The sequence below is a fragment of the Streptomyces sp. NPDC088915 genome, from assembly GCF_044749825.1.
Lineage (GTDB): Bacteria > Actinomycetota > Actinomycetes > Streptomycetales > Streptomycetaceae > Streptomyces.
The window spans coordinates 1-18,964 of the sequence record NZ_JBIVIR010000029.1 but is presented as its reverse complement, the minus strand read 5'-3'; the positions used below and the strand labels follow the sequence as shown (position 1 = coordinate 18,964).

18 protein-coding genes and 1 pseudogene are annotated in these 18,964 nt (G+C 64.2%); 15 read left to right on the top strand and 4 right to left on the bottom strand.

The features are described 5' to 3' along the window. Positions 1-409 precede the first annotated feature (409 nt). The 4 genes from ACIP5O_RS35005 (at position 410) to ACIP5O_RS34990 (ending at position 3,192) form a co-directional block, all read left to right on the top strand. Positions 410-1,411: a helix-turn-helix domain-containing protein gene (locus ACIP5O_RS35005; protein WP_401301319.1), complete on the top strand. Its 1,002-nt coding sequence runs from the start codon at positions 410-412 to the stop codon at positions 1,409-1,411. Between the two features lie 320 nt (positions 1,412-1,731). Continuing rightward, positions 1,732-2,292 carry a hypothetical protein gene (locus ACIP5O_RS35000; RefSeq protein WP_401301316.1) on the top strand — a complete coding sequence of 187 codons (561 nt, stop codon included), beginning with the start codon at positions 1,732-1,734 and terminating at the stop codon, positions 2,290-2,292. 54 nt (positions 2,293-2,346) lie between these two features. Next, positions 2,347-3,006 (top strand): VanZ family protein, encoded by a 660-nt coding sequence (locus ACIP5O_RS34995; RefSeq protein ID WP_401301313.1) that lies wholly within the window; start codon positions 2,347-2,349, stop codon positions 3,004-3,006. Between the two features lie 3 nt (positions 3,007-3,009). Further along, positions 3,010-3,192, top strand: a complete 183-nt coding sequence (locus tag ACIP5O_RS34990) for a hypothetical protein (RefSeq protein WP_401301310.1) — start codon at positions 3,010-3,012, stop codon at positions 3,190-3,192. A 33-nt stretch (positions 3,193-3,225) separates the two neighbouring features. On the opposite strand, the gene ACIP5O_RS34985 is transcribed toward ACIP5O_RS34990, so the two are convergent. Then, the gene (locus ACIP5O_RS34985) at positions 3,226-3,870 is read right to left on the bottom strand and encodes a hypothetical protein (RefSeq protein ID WP_401301307.1); all 645 of its coding nucleotides are present in this window, start codon (positions 3,868-3,870) and stop codon (positions 3,226-3,228) included. A 503-nt stretch (positions 3,871-4,373) separates the two neighbouring features. Here ACIP5O_RS34985 and ACIP5O_RS34980 point away from each other — a divergent pair. From ACIP5O_RS34980 to ACIP5O_RS34970, 3 genes are all read left to right on the top strand, one after another. Then, positions 4,374-5,396, top strand: a complete 1,023-nt coding sequence (locus ACIP5O_RS34980) for an ArsR/SmtB family transcription factor (RefSeq protein ID WP_401301304.1) — start codon at positions 4,374-4,376, stop codon at positions 5,394-5,396. Between the two features lie 183 nt (positions 5,397-5,579). Next, positions 5,580-5,966: a hypothetical protein gene (locus tag ACIP5O_RS34975; protein ID WP_401301302.1), complete on the top strand. Its 387-nt coding sequence runs from the start codon at positions 5,580-5,582 to the stop codon at positions 5,964-5,966. A 372-nt stretch (positions 5,967-6,338) separates the two neighbouring features. Further along, positions 6,339-6,746 (top strand): hypothetical protein, encoded by a 408-nt coding sequence (locus ACIP5O_RS34970; RefSeq protein ID WP_401301300.1) that lies wholly within the window; start codon positions 6,339-6,341, stop codon positions 6,744-6,746. 193 nt (positions 6,747-6,939) lie between these two features. On the opposite strand, the gene ACIP5O_RS34965 is transcribed toward ACIP5O_RS34970, so the two are convergent. Further along, complete coding sequence (locus tag ACIP5O_RS34965) at positions 6,940-7,713, bottom strand: transposase (protein WP_401301297.1); 774 nt, start codon at positions 7,711-7,713, stop codon at positions 6,940-6,942. Between the two features lie 87 nt (positions 7,714-7,800). On the opposite strand from ACIP5O_RS34965, the gene ACIP5O_RS34960 reads away from it, so the two are divergent. The 4 genes from ACIP5O_RS34960 to ACIP5O_RS34945 all read left to right on the top strand — a co-directional run bounded on the left by ACIP5O_RS34960 (position 7,801) and on the right by ACIP5O_RS34945 (position 9,724). Next, positions 7,801-8,052, top strand: a complete 252-nt coding sequence (locus ACIP5O_RS34960; protein WP_401301294.1) for a hypothetical protein — start codon at positions 7,801-7,803, stop codon at positions 8,050-8,052. Then, the gene (locus ACIP5O_RS34955; protein ID WP_401301291.1) at positions 8,049-8,417 is read left to right on the top strand and encodes a fic family toxin-antitoxin system, toxin component; all 369 of its coding nucleotides are present in this window, start codon (positions 8,049-8,051) and stop codon (positions 8,415-8,417) included. Before ACIP5O_RS34960 ends, ACIP5O_RS34955 begins: the two co-directional genes overlap by 4 nt. Before the next feature lie 537 nt (positions 8,418-8,954). Beyond that, entirely contained in the window at positions 8,955-9,392 is a 438-nt protein-coding gene (locus tag ACIP5O_RS34950; protein ID WP_401301289.1) for a hypothetical protein, read from the top strand. Between the two features lie 50 nt (positions 9,393-9,442). Beyond that, positions 9,443-9,724, top strand: a complete 282-nt coding sequence (locus tag ACIP5O_RS34945; protein WP_401301287.1) for a hypothetical protein — start codon at positions 9,443-9,445, stop codon at positions 9,722-9,724. A gap of 111 nt (positions 9,725-9,835) precedes the next feature. Here the strand turns inward: ACIP5O_RS34945 and ACIP5O_RS34940 are convergent, their stop codons facing one another. Both ACIP5O_RS34940 and ACIP5O_RS34935 read right to left on the bottom strand, forming a co-directional pair. Beyond that, on the bottom strand, positions 9,836-10,027 hold the full coding sequence (locus ACIP5O_RS34940) for a hypothetical protein (protein WP_401301284.1): 192 nt from the start codon (positions 10,025-10,027) through the stop codon (positions 9,836-9,838). A gap of 75 nt (positions 10,028-10,102) precedes the next feature. Then, on the bottom strand, positions 10,103-10,294 hold the full coding sequence (locus ACIP5O_RS34935) for a hypothetical protein (protein WP_401301282.1): 192 nt from the start codon (positions 10,292-10,294) through the stop codon (positions 10,103-10,105). A 676-nt stretch (positions 10,295-10,970) separates the two neighbouring features. Between ACIP5O_RS34935 and ACIP5O_RS34930 the strand changes: the two are divergent. From ACIP5O_RS34930 to ACIP5O_RS34915, 4 genes and pseudogenes are all read left to right on the top strand, one after another. Continuing rightward, positions 10,971-12,170 (top strand): annotated as a pseudogene (locus ACIP5O_RS34930) (RHS repeat domain-containing protein); the annotation flags it as partial. 33 nt (positions 12,171-12,203) lie between these two features. Then, positions 12,204-17,267 (top strand): FG-GAP-like repeat-containing protein, encoded by a 5,064-nt coding sequence (locus tag ACIP5O_RS34925; protein ID WP_401301400.1) that lies wholly within the window; start codon positions 12,204-12,206, stop codon positions 17,265-17,267. A gap of 9 nt (positions 17,268-17,276) precedes the next feature. Beyond that, the gene (locus tag ACIP5O_RS34920; protein WP_401301279.1) at positions 17,277-18,086 is read left to right on the top strand and encodes a hypothetical protein; all 810 of its coding nucleotides are present in this window, start codon (positions 17,277-17,279) and stop codon (positions 18,084-18,086) included. Between the two features lie 278 nt (positions 18,087-18,364). Next, positions 18,365-18,718, top strand: a complete 354-nt coding sequence (locus ACIP5O_RS34915) for a hypothetical protein (RefSeq protein ID WP_401301278.1) — start codon at positions 18,365-18,367, stop codon at positions 18,716-18,718. Positions 18,719-18,964 lie beyond the last annotated feature (246 nt).

Here is an 18,964-nt window from a genome sequence, read left to right as displayed (position 1 = left end):
AGGAATCAGAATGAACGACTTCAGGGGTGTTGCAGTCCACGATCTGAAAGCAGGGCAGCAGCAGCAACAACCCGTTGCGCAGGCGACCATGCTGCTCATGGCACAGTCCTGGCTGGTCACCGACTCCAGAGAACAGGTGCCCACCGGAGTGTTGCTCTGCAACGGCACCGGCTTTTGGCAACGATGCGTCAGGTACTGCCGGAACCGATCGCACCCGTCCGGTGCCGAACGAGGGCGCGTGTGTCGTTCACTGATGGGGGATCGCCACCCTCATCGGACAATTTGCTCGTCCTCGGCCCACCATGCGAACACCGACGGGCCGCCCGTCCACGAAGTCGGCGCAGTACGTACAGTCGCCGCACCCTTCTCCCGGGGCTCCTCGTTGCCTCACGGGAGGAGCAGGGGAACAGTGAGGGATTCGAAGGTGCTGTCGGCATTGATCCGGCGCCGGTATCGCGAGGGTGCCAGCATCGCCGTGGTGGCGAGAGAGCTGGGGGTGTCGAAGTCCACTGTGCAGCGCCATGTGCCGATGCAGGAGCGACGAGATGCAGCGGCCGCGGCGCGGCAGCGCCACCAGAACCGAGCCGAGGAGCCGTACGAACAGGCGCTGCGCGCCCAGGTCGTACGCCTTTACAGTTCGGGGATGCCGCAGCAGCGGGTGGCGGCCACGCTCGGCATCTCGGTCGAGGCGGTAGTGGCCAGGCTGGAACCGTCCCAGCGCCGTTCCCGGCAGGAAGCGGCCCGGCTCGCCGTCGAACAGCAGGGCGAGCTCCTGCCGCAGGACGAGGTCATCGACCGGTACGTGCAGGGCGCCACCATGGCCGAGCTCGGCCGGCTCTACGGGGTGCATCCCTCCACGATCCGGCGCAGGATTCCCGAGGATCTAATCCGCTCCCGCGGCCGCACCCCGCAGCCCCGGCCCCGGACCGGATCTCGACGGGTACTTGTCGACGAGGAGGTCCGCCGCCGGTATACGGCGGGGGAGAGCGCCTACGCGCTCGCCCGCGAGTTCGGCGTCTCTCCCCATACGATCCGGGCGCGGATCCCCGACGCCGACTGGCGCGGCCACACGCCTGGGGAAGCTCCCGCCCCACCGCCTCGTCCTGTGCGGCCGAGGCGAGGCGGCGTCCGAATGATGCTGGCGCTCTCGGACGAGGAGATTCTCGCCCGCTACCGGGCCGGGCAGTCCGCGACCGCGATCGGCCACGCGGCGGGCGTGGACTGCCGCACGATCCTGCGCCGCATCCCCAAGGACGAACGGCGCGGCCACCTGCAGGCCCAGCGGCTGAACCGGCCGGCCCCTGATGTCAACGCGGACACGATCCGCGCGCTGCGCTCCCGCGACCTGTCCTGGGAGGCGATCGCCGCCGAGGTCGGCCTGTCGGCGAAGACAGTCCGCGCCCGCGCATGAACGTGATGCCTCGTCGACTCCGAGCGTACGCGCGCGCCTTGTCCTCCCCCCGGTTCACCAGCTCCACAAGTAGCCCTCATTTATCAATGAATAGCAAGTCTCGTATCCGACAGGGGGAAATTTTTTCGCCGAGTCTGTCAGGTCACGGTAATCGCGATAGGCGGACGGAAGGATTCATGCCCATCTAGGGCATCTGAGCAAGCCGGAACACGCCAAGATTGAAGAAACCCCACAAAACTACGAGGAATCACGCGTCAGTCTGTGCATGATGCTCAGGTCCGGTAACGAGAGCTGAAACGCGAGTCACGGAGGATCCTCAATTGAATAACCGTAGACGCATAGGTGGCGTACTGCTGTCGGCCGCCGCACTCATGGGCCTCACCGCCGTCCCGGCCGCCGCTTCGCCCGCACAGGACGGCAACCCTCGGCTCTCGGTCACGAAGACCGAGTCCGTCAACGGTCTTCAGACGCTGACCTTCAACAACGGGGCGAAGTTCACTTCCGGCCCCACCGTGGACGCCGGTGCCCTCAGTTCGTTCTCGTGGTCCTCGAAGTTCCAGATCGGCTTCTACACGCGTCACTACACGAGCAACGCCAAGGGCACGCACACGTTCAAGACGGGTGGAGTGCAGAACCTCAGTGGCGCGTGGGAGGCCGGCTGCACGGCCGGCTCCATCATCGAGGTGACGATGTATGCCGAGGACTTCCCCGGCGACGACAAGATCGGCACCACGAAGACGCTGAGCTGCACGAGTGGTGGCACCGCGTCGTGGACGGGCGTCTCCCCCGACACCTTCTACTTCTACGTGAAGGTCGCGGGCAACTGGGACAGCAACGACCTCTACAGCCGCGCGCTCTCCGGCTCCGTCTCGTACCCGTAGCGGGTACTGGCCAGTACGCGCACATCTGGCTTGTTCTGGCCTGCAGGGCGCTTCGTGTTCGGCGAGGCGCCCCGCATCGGCCTCGACGGTGAGACCTTCCGGCTACCATTCGACGACCATCTTCGGGAGGCTGTGTTGGGGATTCACGGAGCTGAGATCCTGCTTTTCTTCTGCTTCTTCTCGCTCCTTGCTGCTGCAGGAGCATGGCAGGCAAGAAGGATAATCCGGGACGAAGTATCTATCACCCCCTGGCGCGGCAGAGCTATTTTCGGAGTCCTGGCAACCTTCGCCCTAGCCCCGTTTCTGCTTGTGACGCTTATGCGCGGCGCCGGAGTAGGTAGCAGCATCTCCTTGATTCCGTTCAAGGAATTTTGGGCCGCCTTCTCCAATTCAGATGTCGCCTTTTCTGACGTAACCTTCTTCAACTTTGTCGGCAATATGCTCCTGCTCGTTCCGTTCGGCGCGGCTCTTTCGTTTCTCTGGCCATCCCCCCGCCGCACACTCAAAGTGGCACTGACCGCGTCAGTGATTTCCCTGGCCGTCGAGGCGGCCCAGTACGCGCTCTCCCTAGGGCGGGTGTCGTCCATCGACGACGTCTTGCTTAACACGATCGGCGCCACAATGGGTGCCCTTCTGGTCCGCCGTTGGAGCCGGAAGACCCAAGAGGCCATGCCGCCGACGGCTTCGGGGACACCGGTGCACGCAGTCCGGTAGGGAATGAGTCACTCGGGGCTGAAGGAGCTGCAGGCGCGGCGGGAAACGGACGTGGCCCTGTGGGAGCGGGCGCACGTGCCCGTCGCCGTACGGGGGGGGGAGCACATCGTCGCCCTGGAGCAAATGCTCCGCATCCTGCGCGACCTGTGCTTCGACATGAACATGGACCCCGACAAGCCGCACTGACCGGACGTCCTCCGGGGCGGCGGGCCCGGCGGGTCAGCGCCAGGTGAGGTGCTCGTAGTGCCGAAGGCGCGTACGGGCGGCCTTCTCGGTCATGCCGAGGGCCTCGGCGAGCGCGGGCACCGCTCCGTCCTCGCCCTCGCCCTCAACCTCGTCGTGTTCATGGGTCAGGGCCCGGGCGGCCTGCGGGCCGGTCTCGGCGACGATGGCCTCCAGGTCGTCGCAGGTCTTCAGCATCGTCGCGTACGCGCGCATCTTGTCCTCCTTCAACCAGAGCCGGTCCAGGCGCTCGCGCACCTGCCCCAGCAGCTCCGCGAGGTCCTCGGGCAGGGGCACCGCGCGTCCGGCGACGTCGTCGAGGTGGGCCTCCCACTCCTCGTACGGGCCCGAGGTGTCGTAGGCGTCGGGGTCGTCGTCCTCGCGGACCGTCTCCCAGTCGATCGGGTACCTCGTCGTGCCGCGCCAGCCGCACGCACACCGGCCCCGCATCGACACCGCGGTGGGCCGGCGGAAGGTGCCGTCGTAGTGCCACCAGTCGCTCGACTCGTGGAAGGCAGCGCCGCTGCCCAGGTCGAACAGGACCGGCTTCGGCTCGCTGCCGTCGGCCAGCAGCACCCCGACCATGCCCTCGTGCGACTCGAACCCGTCCCGCCGCCACCCGCTGCGCTCCCCGTACATCACCAGCTCCTCCTCCGCCTCGACGTCGACGCCCCGAACACGGCGCCCGGGGCTTCCCGGAACTACGATGCAGCCAGGCCCAGCCCCTCCGCAGGCGGATCACGACATATTCCACAGGCAGGTGTAGTGCGCAGTGGCTTCACACGCTTCTACTGCAAGGCAGGCGTGGCGAGGGAACGTCGAGATCCTCCCGGCCGGACACAGGGAGAGGACCTCGCCCTTGCAGGCCAGAACGGTGGCACGTGCCTGGGGCCCAGCTGCCACGGCCTGTAGGGTTCCCGGCCTGCGCATCGGACGCCAGCCTCGGTGGGCCGCCGGATGCGCCCCGACCACTGAACCAGGCCGTCCGGCCGGTCGCTCCGGCTGTCCCGACCCACCGCCTAAGGTCTTGGCGTCGGCTCGATCCTTACTGGTCACTGCGTCCCCTCCCCGTCACGATGGGCGTCGAGAGTAAAAGGACGGTGGCACCGGCCGAGGCCGGTCAGGCTCCGGGAGTTGGCGACGACGTGCCGTTACGTATCCACTTCACCATGGAGGACCTCGCGCGGACCCGCGTCGCAGACGGCCCTGCGCCCTGCATCGAGCTGAGCTCCGCCGCACGCCAGCTCCAGGAACGCTCGCACCAGGTGCGGCTCGGGGCCTGGCGCCACCGCACCCTCTCCGCCCTGCACCCCGCCTCCCGCATGGCCCTCGCGCTCATGCCCCCGAGGGGGAGGATCACCGGTTTCCTCAGCGGAGCGGACGGTGCGACCCCCGCAGAACTGCTCGAACAGATCCGGTCCACACCCCGGATTCGGCTGCGAGCCAGCCTGGAGAGCACCGCCCGGCACCAGCCCCTGCCCAACTGGGCTCACCGGCTGTCCGACGAACCGCTCCTGCTGCGCCAGTTGTGCGACAGCCTGGAGCACGTGGCCGAACATGCCCTCGTCCCCCACTGGCAGGAGGTCCAGGCCATGACAGCAGCCGATGCCGCCGTGCGGTCCCGCCAGGTGCTCAACGGCGGCGTCGAAACCCTCCTCGGACGCGTCAACCCACGCTGGATCCGCTGGCGAGCGCCCGTCTTGAAGATCACGACCATCTCCGGCCTGGACGCCGACGTACACCTAGCCGGACGGGGGATGCTGCTCCAGCCGTCGGTGTTCGCCGCCGAGGCCCCGATCATCAACCTCGACGCGATACCTCAACCCATCCTCACCTATCCGGTGGCCCGGCTCCAGGAGGCGGCGATCGCCCCGCTGTTCGCATCCTTCCCGTCCGACGACGGCCGGACGGCACCGGCGATCGACGCCATCGGATCCGCGCTGGGCCACACCCGGGCAGCGGTGCTCAGCGCCATCGCCGAGCACCCGGGCTGCTCGACCCAGCAGCTCGCCGCGCTCGTCGGCATCGCCAAAGCCAGCGCCAGCGAGCACGCCACGACCCTGCGCAACGCAGGCCTCATCGACACCCACCGAGAGCACCGAACGACCGCGCACGTCGCCACCCCCACAGGCATCGCGCTGCTCAATGCCCCCTCCGGGCGCCCCTGACAGGTCCGGTTCGGATCAGACCGAATCGTGTGGAGGCCGCCCGCACAACCGGAGAGCCTGAATACGGACGCAGGGGCACGGTCCGTATCGGACCCGGCAGCCCCAGACACGCCTCCACCGCACGGCAGCGGCCGCCCGCGCATCCACGACGGCCCTGCGCCCAGAGAGCGAGATGAGGACGACATGTTGATGAAGAAGAGCGCGGCCGTGCTGGCCGCAGCCACGGTCGCGGGCGCGGCACTGGTGTTGACCCCGACGACCGCCACGGCCGGGACCTCCGGCGGGACCGGCGCCCTGAACTGCTCCCACGCGTGGTGGAACCTCGACCACGACGACAAGGACCCGAAGGAGATCAAGCGCAGCAACGTGAACATCCGCTCGGGCCCGCACGCAGCGTCCGGTTGTGGTGTCGTCGGCACCCTCAACCCGGGTGACCAGGTCTACTACCACTGCTACACGACCACGCAGAACGAGGGGACGTGGACCCACCTGCGCAAGGACGGCACGTCGGTGAACGGCTGGGTGAAGGACACCCTCCTCCCGGACGGCGGCAGCCGCTTCGAGTGCTGAGGCGAGGGGGGCGCCGTGCGGATGTCGGGGGGACACCCGCACGGCGCTCGGGGGCCCTGCCGGCAGGCTCCCCGCAGCCGCACGCGGTGTTATGGACAACACGGGCCGAGCTGCGCCGACCGCCCCGGCCGATGCCTCCACGACGTCTCCACTCCGATGGGCAAGAACCCTTCGACGGCATGACCGAACTTTTCCGAGCTCGCACTATAGGCGACGGGGGCCGGGAAGAAACGGTTCATTTTTTCGTTCCCGAATGGCTGTGAAAGAGACCGGACGAAGCTGGCACATCAAGCCGCACCACTGTTTTGATGCAGAATCTCGACCCTCACTCCGAAAACACGGAGAAAGCACTCTGCGAACGGAGAAAAGAAAATGATCAATCTCGGGCGAAACGCCTCCGCTTTGGTCGGTGCGGCTCTGCTTCTTACTGCAGGCATTATGCCCTCAGAAGCAGCAACCGTTGGCGTAGCGAAGGCCCCGGGCTGCTACACCGCTCCAACGAATGTGTCGTTCTGGTCGTACGAGGGGACCAGCTCCACCGACCACTCCTACTGGCCGAATCGGGGCGCCTATACCAGGGTGAGCGGCGCATGCAACGACATCAACGTCAAACTTGACGAGGGCCGCTGGGTAAAAGTATGCGGCAGGACCTGGTGCGGCTCATGGACGTGGGCTCCGGTGGGGAGGTGGACGGTCGTTCACTACAACACCACCTACAACGCCGAGTATTACCTCCAATTCAAGGGGATAGACTCGCTTACGGGCAAGATCGCGGACTGACTAGAGTCGCTTGGCCCGGCATATTCGGCCCACCAACGACAGAGGCCCGCGTCAGAAGGCGTGGGCCTCCGCCAAACTGACTGCCCTCCTTAGCCCCAACGTTCCGCAGAAACTCGCCGACTTGTATGTCACAGCCCTAGAGGTTGTCCCGTAAATGATTTGAGCCATGCGGGTTGGCCTGCTTGTTTGCCTGTCATCCGGTGAGGGTGAGGTTGTGGAGGCGGGCGATGCCGAGCATGGCGTGGTGGACGCCGTCGCCTTTGAGGCGGCAGTCGCGGAGGATCTTCCAGCTCTTCATGCGGGCGAAGGTGTGCTCGACGCGGGCCCGGACCTTGCGGTGGGAGGCGTTGTGCTCCTCCTTCCAGGCCGGTAGTTCTTCGTTCTTGTGCCAGCGGTAGTGCGGGATGGCCAGGCCGGTGCCCCGGTAGCCGCCGTCGGTGATCACCGTGGGAGTGGTGCCGACCGCGGTCTTGGCGCCGGAGTCCTGCCAGGCCCGGCAGTCGTTGCGGTTGCCGGGCAGTGGCCGGCCGACGGCGACGACCAGGCGGGTGTCGGCGTCGATGACGACCTGGTGGTTGGTGGAGTAGCGGTAGTTCTTGCTGGAGGCGGCCACGGTCCGGTCGCGGGTGGGGACCAGGGTGCCGTCGACGATGAGCACGGTGTTCTTGCGGAACCGCCGCCGGGGCTGAAGGGCGAGAGCCGGTCCGAGATGGTCGACGATCCGGTCGGCCGCCGACTTGGAGATGCCGAACAGCAGGGCAAGCTGGCGCAGGGTGAGGTTGGTGCGCCAGTACGCGGCCACCAGCAGCACCCGGTCCTCCAACGGCAGCGACCACGGCCGGCCCTTGCGGACCGGATCGGCCCCCTCACGCCGCAGCGCGGTGATCAGCTTGTTGAACTGCCGAGGGCTCAGCCCGGTGAACGGCCCTATCCACGAGGGCTCCGACGCCGTGATCACACCAGCCACGGCAAGATCATCTCACCTCTGGCCAGCAGTTACGGGACAACCTCTAGGCCCCCGGACCCCTTGCTCTCCATCCGCCAGGAGAACGCCATGAGCACGGACGCTTCGTACCCCGGCCGCCGCGAGCTGCGGGTCACCGTCACCAACGAGGTCTACGAGCAGCTCCAGGCGCTCGCCGCCGACAGCCGTGTCCCGGCCGAGGAGTACGCGGCGCGGATGCTCACCGACGACGTCACCCGCGCCCGGTTCCTCGCCGGCGCCGAGGAGTTCGTCGCCGAGCACGCCTTCGGCTTCGCCGAGCATTTCGGCCCCCACCCCGCCGCCGGGGACCGGGCCGCGTGAACCTGACCGTCGACCTCATCTGGCTCCTGGACGTCGCCCAGGAGAAGATCCTGGGCGATCCCGACGTGGTCGACTTCGGTGTCCTGGAGGCTGCCCGGGCACGCCACTGCGCCGTCGTCATGGACACCACCGTCTATCCCGAACCGCACCACCGCGCCGCCGCCCTCCTGCAGTCCCTGGTCCGGCTGCCCGCCCTGGAGCACTCCAACAAGCTGTACGCCGCTGTCGTCGCCGCCGCGTTCCTGAACGCCAGCGGCCGACCGGTGAAGATCGGCACCGAGCAGGCCGTCGACCTGGTCAAGAAGACCGCGAGGGGACTGGACATCCGCGACATCGCCACCGCCCTGACCGCCTGGACTCCCTGAGTGGTTCCGGCCGGCAGTGTCCCCGGGGCCGCGCACGGCGTTGGGGACGGCATGGGGCTGGTGGACCGGGTGTGGCCCGGCATCGAGGAGTAGGCCGACAAGGTCGCGGAGGCGGCGTGCGACCTCGCGGACGCCACAGCCGGCTCCGGCTGGAGCGCGGCCGCCGCCGACGACGCCCTGGTCGCCATCGACACCCTGACCGCCGCGCTCGCCCGGATCGACCCCGACGTCCACGAGGCGCTGATCGCGGTGACCGCCGCGACGGCCACGGTCCGCCGACGCCTGGGCCTGTCCACCGACACCGAACCGGAACCAGCCCCGGCCGCGACGGTGCCCGGGGCGCCCGCTCCGCGTGCCGGGCGCAGGCCTCGGCGGCGCGGTCTCGGCCCGGGATTCCAGGGCATCCGCTGATCGGTCCGCTCGTTGAAGCAGGGCACGACCATCACGACGGACGGAGACCATGCATGAGCTCTTGCGGATGCGACGACGGGATCAGCATCGGCCCCGCCAGGTTCGCCACCCGCCACCTGCATCGGCATGAGCGCGAAGCGGTACAGGGGCCTCGACCTGGACCATCTGGTGGCGAACATCTCGTACCTCCTCGAAGCCGATGCGCCGGTGCGGTTCGACTTCGCCGCCCAGGCCGAGGACCTGGAGACATCCGTAAAGGAGCTGCGGGCCGAGGTGGCATGGCTCGTGGAGCGGGAGTTCCTCGTCCTGGACGGGGACGTGGACGGGGTGGCCCGGCTGTGGGTGAACCCGACGCTCGCGTTCGCGCCGGGGACCAACCCGCAAACGGTGGCGGCCCGGCACCGCTTCCCCTACATCACGATGGGAGAGAAGGAGACGGCGGCGGAGAAGCCGGTCGTCGTCTACCCCTACACCCCGGAGCTGTGGGAGCAGGTCTACGAAGCCCAGCGCGAGATGTTCGAGGACCCGCCGGTCTTCTCCCACTGCGAGCAGCACGCCCGGTAACCCGCCCGCACTGCCGGTTTCCGCATCCCCGCAGGCTCGTTGAGCCGGACATGTGCACCCCGATCAGCGGCTTCACCGCTCCCCGCGACGCCGCGGACGCGATCGTCGACGACATCCTGCTCCGCCGCCTTCTGATCGCCGGGGACACCCGCTGCCAGGAGTCGTACCCACGCGTCCGGCAGAACAGCGAGTGGCTCAAGGGCCAGGAGCTCATCCTGCGCATCGAGACCGATGTCAAGGAGAGCACCCTGCTCTTGGCCCTCGGTCACCTCCTGGGCGGCGAGGATAATCCCGAGGCGTACGTCCAGGAGACCGTGCAGCGCCGCCCCTGACCGCGACCGTCCCCGGGGCCGTGACCGGCGAGATCATTTTCTCCCGCGAAGGCCTCGCGCTCAGGCCGAGCTGACCCGCCGGCACCCCGGCTCAGGCCGGAGCGGGTTCGGCTACGAGGCGGGCAGGCGGTGGGCGAGGTCGGCGGCGAGGTGCCCGGCCGCCGGACCGCGCCCGCCGGGGTCGAGCTGTTCCAGGAGCTGAAGGAGCTCGATCGCCTCGCGGGCCTCGGTGTGGGTGAGCAGGGCGAGGCGGGGTTCGTCGGGGTAGGTGCCGGTGACCGGCTCGGCGGTGTCGTGTCGCATGCCGTCCTCAACGGCGTCTGTCCGGGCGGGGGTCCGGCCGGACGCGGTCGCGCGTGACGGGGGCGTGAACGTGCGTCAGCCGTCGACCTTGGCCTCGTGCCATGCCGTCAGGACTTCCGCGAACGCCGCCTGTCCTTTCTCGCCGATCCCGCCGGTCAGCGCGACCTGGGCCGCAGTCGTCCTCCTGGTACTGACCCGACCTGCGGTACGGCTCGCCGGCAACCTGCTCCTTGATATCGACACCGTCGAGTTCTCGATGAAGACCACCAACGCTGGGTTCCTGATCGGACCAGATCTCCCCGAGCACCGCCCCACAAGCGAGAGCACCATCTCCTGACATGACCCGAAAACTATGCAGTACACCCAATCCCTGGATGCTGGATGCTGGATGCTGGATGAAAAATTAGGCGAAAAAGACACCAATGAGGAACTACCGGCCCTAACTTGCCCTCAAGCCCGGCATCAAGAGTTCCGTATGAGACAACCGCCAGGCTCTACCACGCGGTCATCCTCCTCCGGTTCACCGACCTTACGTAGTTGGACGTGCCTTGAAGGAGCAGACGCTTCACTCCGGTTACCGAATTTTTTTGGCCATACATAACCGTGGAGGAAAGTTGGCCTCGCCGAACAGTGCTGGTAGCGCCTAGAGTGATCGACTGCTAGCTCTGCGCGAGCACCTTGGGCTAAAAGCCTATCGAAATTCCACGATCACTAAGGAGTGAGATTCCCGCTTGCGCAGTTTAAATTTTCACCCTTTCTTCCAGGAGTACCGTTGTTCACGAAAATACTAAAAAGAGCCAGAGTCATTTCACTTTTCGCCATCGTGTGGAGCCTGCTCCTGCCCGGGGCAGCACAGGCGGTGCCGGCCAAGATATTAAACCCATTGGTGAACTCGGTAATACGAAGCAACCGAGGCCCAGATGAGGTTAAAGCTCCGAAAGCGATGAGTTTGGAGCAGCGCAGGAATCAAGTCAGGCAGGATGCCGCAGCACGAAAAAGTCTAAAGCTTGAGCCCTCCGTCAGAACCGATAGAAAAAAATTAGAAGGAAAATCGAATTCCGCGAAACGCCCGGCTGTTTCTGCAGAAAATAGGCTTTATTATTCCTATAGCGACCATACGGAACTGCTTCGCGCCGATGGAACAGTAGTTGGCATAAGCCACAGGGCCCCCGCCCCGGCCTATGAAACAGCAGAATACATACCAAAAGACGGCGAGAAGCTCACCCTTAAAGCCTTTATCTACTACGAGCCAGATTCGCTTGTAGATGATGATGGCGACAAAAGCCCAAAAATAATTCCAATTCGCGCCTACTACCACTGCCAGCAAGGAAGCAAATCCGCATACTTTCATTCCGAGGTAATTAACCAGACAGCCACGAATTATAGCCACTCGTACTCGGTCAGAGAGCATTCTGTTCCCCCCTGGGCGCCCCTGCAGCCGGGAGGGTCATTCTCTTACACGTTCACGTATGATTCTTCTTACTGCAAGAAAGCAGTAGATGCCTCATCTTCCAATAATGCCGCGCCGTGGCTCAGTTTCGGGTTTATGGACCCGAATGAAGATGGAACTTGGCCCGATGCTAGATGGGGATATGGAACAAGCGTTACGACACATGGCCTTGCCAGTGTGGGAGCAGAGCAGGCTTTAGGTGGTTGTGCAGGTAACTCTGCCAGTTCGTCGCACTGCCAATCTGAAGGTGGCTTCGGTGTCAATACTGCTACGGGAGCCTTTGGGCAGACGGTAAGTGACGGATTCCTTCTCGGAAGCTCTGAGCTCGAATTCTCCCGAACCTACACGTCAAGCCTGAATACATCAGGGCCTTTGGGGTTCGGTTGGAAGTCCGCTTGGGACACCAGACTAGAAATATCTGACAGCGGTGACGCACTTTTAGTTTCCGAAGACGGGTCTAAATACCTTTTCACTAAAGAAGCAGACGGAACTTATTCACCGCCAAGCATTTCGCATTCGACCCTGACTGGCAGTTTAAGCGGATACACGCTTCGAACTCGTGAGGGAAATGAGCTGAAGTTCAACTCCGCAGGACAGCTCACTTCACGAATTAACAAACAAAAGCAGACCACCAGCTTCACCTACGATTCATCTGGCCACGTAGCAAGCATCAAAAATCCGCGCGGGCGGAGTGCAAGTTTTACATTCTCCGGGGAGCTGATTTCTATGATCAGCTTCTCGGACGGACGAAGTGTTGAATATGAATACGAGTCCGGTCGGCTTACATCAGTCAGGAACAACGGAACAAATTCCGTCTCTTACGAATACGGTTCGGGCGGGAAAATTTCCGCCATCAAGAACGGGCAGGGAAATTACTTCCTCCGAAACTCTTATGACACCCAAGGGCGGGTTTATGAACAGACTGGCCCTTCCGGGGAAAAGGTAAAATTCGCCTACAACGGAAACGAAACGGACTACACCATGCCTGATGGTGGGGTGTGGACCGACCTGTACAGCAGCGGAAATGTGCTTCTGAGTAAATACGATCCTTACGGAAAGAAGACTTCGTACGAATACACCTATCACCTGGACCTTCTGCGCACAACTGACGCCAGAGGGAACAAAGTCGCCATGGAACTAGATGATCAAGGGAACGGCTGGCTGACATCCATTAGCGCTCCACTCCATACTGAGCGCTGGGGCTACGAAATGCCGATCAGTGGAAACGTCTACAGTTACACTGATGGAAATTCAAAGCGCTCCACCTACACCTACGACTCCAGTAACCGGCTGAAGAAAGCTGTCGATCCCGCCGGAAATTCGACAGCGTATACATACGCCTCAAATGGCCAAGTGCAGACGATAACGGATCCGCGAGGCAAGACGGCTCGATTCGTTTACGACGAATTGGGTAATCAGGTCTCGGTGACCCAGCCCGATGGAGCTCGTCTAACGCGAACATTCGATGCTGCAGGGCGGGTCGCAAGTCGGACCGATCCACGTGGCAACGTGGCGGGAGCGGATCCGTCGAAGTACACGAAGTCTTACACATATGACGATGCCGGCCGCCTGGCGTCGACGAAGGACGCAACGGGCAGTACGACCACTCGCACCTACAACACAGCGGGCAATCTGGCGACGGTCACGGACGCGGCCGGCAAGACCACAAACTATCTCTACGACGAGGCGAACCGGCTGACCCAGGTGAAGGACGCGGCCGGTCGTGTGTCGACTACAACGTACGACGTCATGGGGAACGTCGCCTCCCGGACCGACGCGGCCGGAGCAAAGACGACCTACACCTATGACAAGGCCAGCCGTCTGCTGACGATGACCACTGCCCGCGGCAATATAGCGGGGGCCGATCCGTCGAAATACACATGGAAATACGGATACGACGAGGTCGGCAATCGGGTCACGGAAACCGACCCGCTTGGCAACACCACCAAGACGGACTACGACGCGGAGAACCGGCCGGTTGCGGTCACCGACCCACTCGGGCGTGTACGCAAGACCGAGTACGACGGTGAAGGCAATGTCACCAAGACCACCGACGCACTTGGCAAGACAGTCGTCAACACCTACGACGCCAACAACCAGCTGCTGACCACCACCGACCGCGCTGGCCGCACCATCACCTACAGCTACGACACCGCGGGAAATCTCACCTCCGAGGTCTCACCTCTGGGTAACAAGACGACCTACGGCTACAACGACAATGGACAGCTGGTCAGCACCGTTGAGCCCCGGGGCAACGTCATTGGCGCGGATCCGGCGCAGTACACCTGGACCACCGCCTACGACGAGGCCGGCCACATCGTCAGCCAGACCAACCCATACGGCACCAAGATCATCACAAACACCTACGATGCTGCCGGCCGACTGGTGGAGCGGGCTGACGGCCTGGGGAAGAAAACCGCCTACGAATACGACGTGATCGGCCAGCTGAGCAAGGTCACCGCCCCAGACCAGGGCATCACGACGCTCGGCTATGACGATGCCGGAAACCTCCTCACCCGCCAGGACGCCAACGGGCACATCACCCGATACGGCTACGACGGCACAGGCCGCTTGAACAAGATCACCGATCCTCTGGGCCGCGCCACCGCGTTCCTGTACGACCCCGAGGGCAACCGGACCACGACCACCAACGCCCGCGGCCAGACCATCACCAACACCTACGACGCCCGCAACCGGCTCGCCAGAACCACGTACTCCGACGCCACTCCGACCCTGTCGTACACCTATGACGCGGCCGGCCAGACCAAGACCGTCTCCGACGGGACCGGGACCCGAACCTTCGGATACGACCTGGAAGGCAGGCCGACGTCAATCACATCGTCGGCAGGCAAGGGCTCGTTCACCTACACCTACGACGCCGAGGGACGGATCACCTCCCGCGCCCAGGACTACACGACCGGGACGCCCCTCGACTGGTCAGGCGCCACACAAACCGCCTCAGCGGACCTCAACGGTGACGGAATCACCGATGTGATCCGCGCCGACGCCAAAAACGGCATCCGAACCTACCTCGGTCGGCCAGACGGCAGCTTCAGCACACGAGCTGCTCTGACCGGCTCCGGGACCGGATTCAACCAGCTCCTGGCAATCGACTACACAGGTGACAGCAGGATCGACCTCCTGGCGATCGACAAGTCAACTGGTCGTCTGTACCGCTACAACGGCAACGGAGCGGGGGGTTTCGCGTCCCCCATCGACATGGGCGCCGGGTGGGCCACGATGATCCTGACCGCCGGCGACTTCAACGCCGACGCCAAACAGGACTTCCTGGCCACCAGTACCTCCGAGAACAAGATGTACTTCTACCCCGGCAAGGGCGACGGCACCTTCAACGCCCGGACCCTCATCGGTGGCGGCTGGGCTACCTACCGGCTGATCTCCCTGGAATACAACAGCGACGGCAAGCTCGACATCCTGGCCGTCAACTCCACCGACGGGCACCTGTACCTCTACCCCGGCAACGGTGACGGCACCCTGGGTGCCCGCACCGACCTCGGTGCCGGCTGGGGCAGCATGAACCTCACACCTGGTGACTTCAACGGCGACGGGAAAACCGACTTCCTGGCCCACGACACGGCCAATCGAAAGGTGCGTTTCTACCCGTCCACAGGCACTGGCAAATTCGGCACATTCATCCTGCAGACCGACGACTGGACCTCATACGGCGCCCCCGTAGCAGGCAGGTTCGACGCCGGGCAGACCCTGGACACGGTCGCGTCCGACACCTCCGGCCGCCTGCGCCTGTGGCGCGGTGACAACGCCGGACACCTGAGCGGCGCCATCATCACAACGGTGCAGTCGGGGCAGAAAGCGACATACGGCTACGACAGCGATGGTCACATCACCAGCCAGACCGTAAGCGGCAAAACCACCATCTACGCCTACGACGCCGCCGGAAATCGCACCACGACCAAGCTGCCCACAACCACGGCCGTCACTGAGGAACGCACCTACGACCGGTCCGGACAGCTCGCCTCCGTATCCGAAGGCTCCGGAGCCCGCTACATCGAACGAGACCTCGCCGGACGCGTCACCGCAGACTACTTCCAGGACGCCGGCACCACCGGTCTTCCGAACCGCTACGCATACGACGCAGTCGGCCGCGTAACCCAGACCTGCACCGACATCTCCACCGCGGTCTCGTGCCTTGCCGGCACGGACGGCAGTACCTACACCTACGACAAGGTCGGCAACCTCACTGGCGCCACCACCGCCGGGGACACCCGCACCAACAGTTACGACGCCGCCGACCAGCTGACCAAGCGCGTCGGAGGAACGTCCACCGATGACTTCGCCTATGACGCCGACGGGAATCTCACCAAGGACGCCAGCGGCACCTACACCTACGACCCGCTAGGGCACCTGAGGTCCGCCACCCTCGGCTCCAACACCTACACCTTCGGCAACGACGCCGACGGAAACCGGACCACCACCAGCAAGAACGGAACATTGACCCGCACCACTCTCTGGGACGTGGTCAACCCCCTGCCACAGATCTCCACCGAAACCAATGGCGTCGGCGCCCTGATCGCCGACTACCAGTACAACCCGGACGGCATCGCCGAAGCACAGAACCGCACCACCGGCGTCTTCTACATGACCCACGACCGCCAGAACTCCATCAGCGCGGTCTACAACGCTTCCGGCAAGCAGACCTACAGCTACACCTACAGCGACTGGGGCGTTCCCACCGGTGAGGCCACCACCACAGGCGGTCAGGACAGCGCCTTCGGCTACGCCGGCCAGTACACCGACCCCACCCTCACAGGCCGGCTCCACCTACGCGAGCGCAGCTACGACCCCAATACCGGCCGCTTCGCCTCGCCTGACCCGCAACCCGCGGACAACGACAGCCCCAACCTCTCCCCGTACGCGTACGCCAACAACGACCCCATCAACCAGGCGGACCCCTCAGGCCGTTGCCCACTGTGCGTCAGCATCGGCGTCGGTGCCGTTATCGGAGCAGTCATAGAGGGCGGCATCTACGGATGGCAACACCGCAATGGTGACTTCTCCTGGGGCGACTTCGCCAAAGCCACGGGCCAAGGCGCACTCACCGGTGGCGCAGCCGGAGCCCTCATGCCTGGGGTCGGAAACGCAGCAGTTCAGGCGGTGGGTCTATCCGGTGGCCGCGCTTTGGCCGCCTCCGCAGTCGTGAACGCCGGCGTCGGCGCAGGATTCTCCTGGGCAGTCAATGAGGCACACTGTCAGCCCACAGGCCCCTGGGACCTGCTGGCCGGCGCCACAGGCGGCGCTAGCAGCAGCCTCATAGGGCCCGCCACCAGATGGATCGCAGATCGTTTCCGGCAAAGCGCTCAGGTTCCGGGGCGATTCGGCCCTGGAGCGGCCCATGCCGATGACCCTGCGTTAAGGGGCGCCGGAGGGTTCAATGTAAATTCCATACCTGAAGAACCGGGATTCAGGTACCTGTATCGCGGCCTGTCTGTGATGCACCCTGGATATGATGACGCAGTACGGGGCATAGCGAAACCCCGCGGCGGTTCTGCGAGCATGGAAGCCCATCACACCGGTAATACGGAGAGCATATACACCTCATGGGACACCAACCGGAACACCGCACTTCGTTACGCTCGCGGCGCCGCAGAAGGTCGTAATGACCTCCCGGGTGTAATCCTTCAGGTCAAACTTCCGCTGGGACAGCCCATCTACCCATCCATGATGTTCAATTCAGAACTGTGGGAGGGGACGGAGAACTTGGTGGAAGGCCTGGTCACCGGCGCAAAGGTATGGCACGTTCCAGCATCTTGACATATGTGGATGCGGCGGCCCCTCAAGGGGCCGCCGCATCCACATGATCATTACGGACGTAAGGCAAAAATGCGAGAAGAACAAGTACTGGAACTTTCGGCCGCCGCGGCAACGGATCTTTGCCGACAGCTAGCCGATCAGGGATGGGCTTCGTCCCAGAAAGCCCTAGAAGACCTCAAGGGTACCGATGTGCCTAGCGTAAAGGCACGTAGGGTGAAATCAGCAAGCGTGGCCGGGATCTATGAACTGCGCCGCGACATGTTGGCCTCCACGCCTGAAAGGACAATGGACCTCGACCGATTCGCGGAGAAAGCAAGGGAGGAGCGAGCTGAATTTGTGCGCCTTTTTCGGATCCATCTCGCAACTTCGCTATTTCTGTGCATGACTTCCGAGGATGCCGGCCAAGCGATTTCTTCTACAACCGTTACGGGACCCCTGGTAGATCCCACATCTCAGGCTGTCGGTGCAGTAGGAGAGATACAGACCAGCGATGCGCTTGAGCTCTGCCGCACTCTCATTGGAAACGGGTGGAGCTCGGCGGAAATAATCTACCAAGCTCTCACGGAAACCGATTTGCTTTCCGTTCCAGTCTGGATGGCGAGCACGGGGGCACTGGCTCATGAATTTTCTGAAAGAGCGAAAGAAGCAGGCCCCCGCCCGACAGTGGATCTTGAACGCTTCTCGCAGGAAATGAACCGGTTCGACAAGAATCAACTGATCAGGGTTTTTCATGTTTTTGACGCGTATGGCTGGCATGGCATCTGTGCCCTGTCCGAAGATCAGAACCGCGCCATCGGTGCTGTCGCTATGAAGAGGTGACCAGAGTTACTGAGCATCTTTCATCCTGTACTAAGGGATGAAAGATGCTGGCCAGCAGCGTGGTGACTGGATAGGACCCCTTGTTACTGACGTACTGATTTCACTTATCACACTGGTGACCAAGGGGCCCTGAAGGTTTTCGTATCCTGCCGCGTTCGACGTCCCGCACGAGCTCGTCGAGCGCGTGGCTTGCCTGCTTCATGAGCACCGTCAGGCCGGCAAGACCCGCTGTTGTCGAGGATTTGGTGGGGAAAGCCGAGTAGCTGATCCACGACCGGGTGGGGGTCCTGACACCCGCCGACCGGTCCATCGCGACGAAGGCCGCCGCCGATCTGGACGCCGCCGTCCTCACCCCGCAGGCCCAGCAGGCCCTGCCCGAGGTCGACCGGCTGGCACACCTGCGCGAAGCACTCGCGGCCGTGGCCATCGCCCTCGCCCACGTCCACGGTCGCCTGGCCTGGTTCCTCGGCGCCGCCGCCACCGCCCTCACCCCCGTCCTGCACTGGCGCGCCCTGCCGGACGAGAACGGCCCCACCTTCGGCGCCGTCGCACCCACCCCCGCGCAGTACACCGAAGCCGAAGACGCGGTCCGCCGCCTCCAGAACGCTCTCGCCGGCATCAGCACCGCCTGACACCGTCCGGGTCCACAGAACCTGAGTGCCATGGCCGCCAGTGCACGGCAGAGGAGGAGTGCAAGGCCGTCCTCGTACGCGGGTCAGGCTGCCCCAGCCACCCGTAGACCGTCCTTGGCAGTCCAGCTCTTCACCGGGCTCGCCACGCCGTTAGGCGGTGTCTTCAAAGAGGGTTGAGCCAGAGGAAGAGGGATGCGATGGTGACGGCCGCCTGGTAGGACTCTCGGGTTTTGTCGTAGCGAGTGG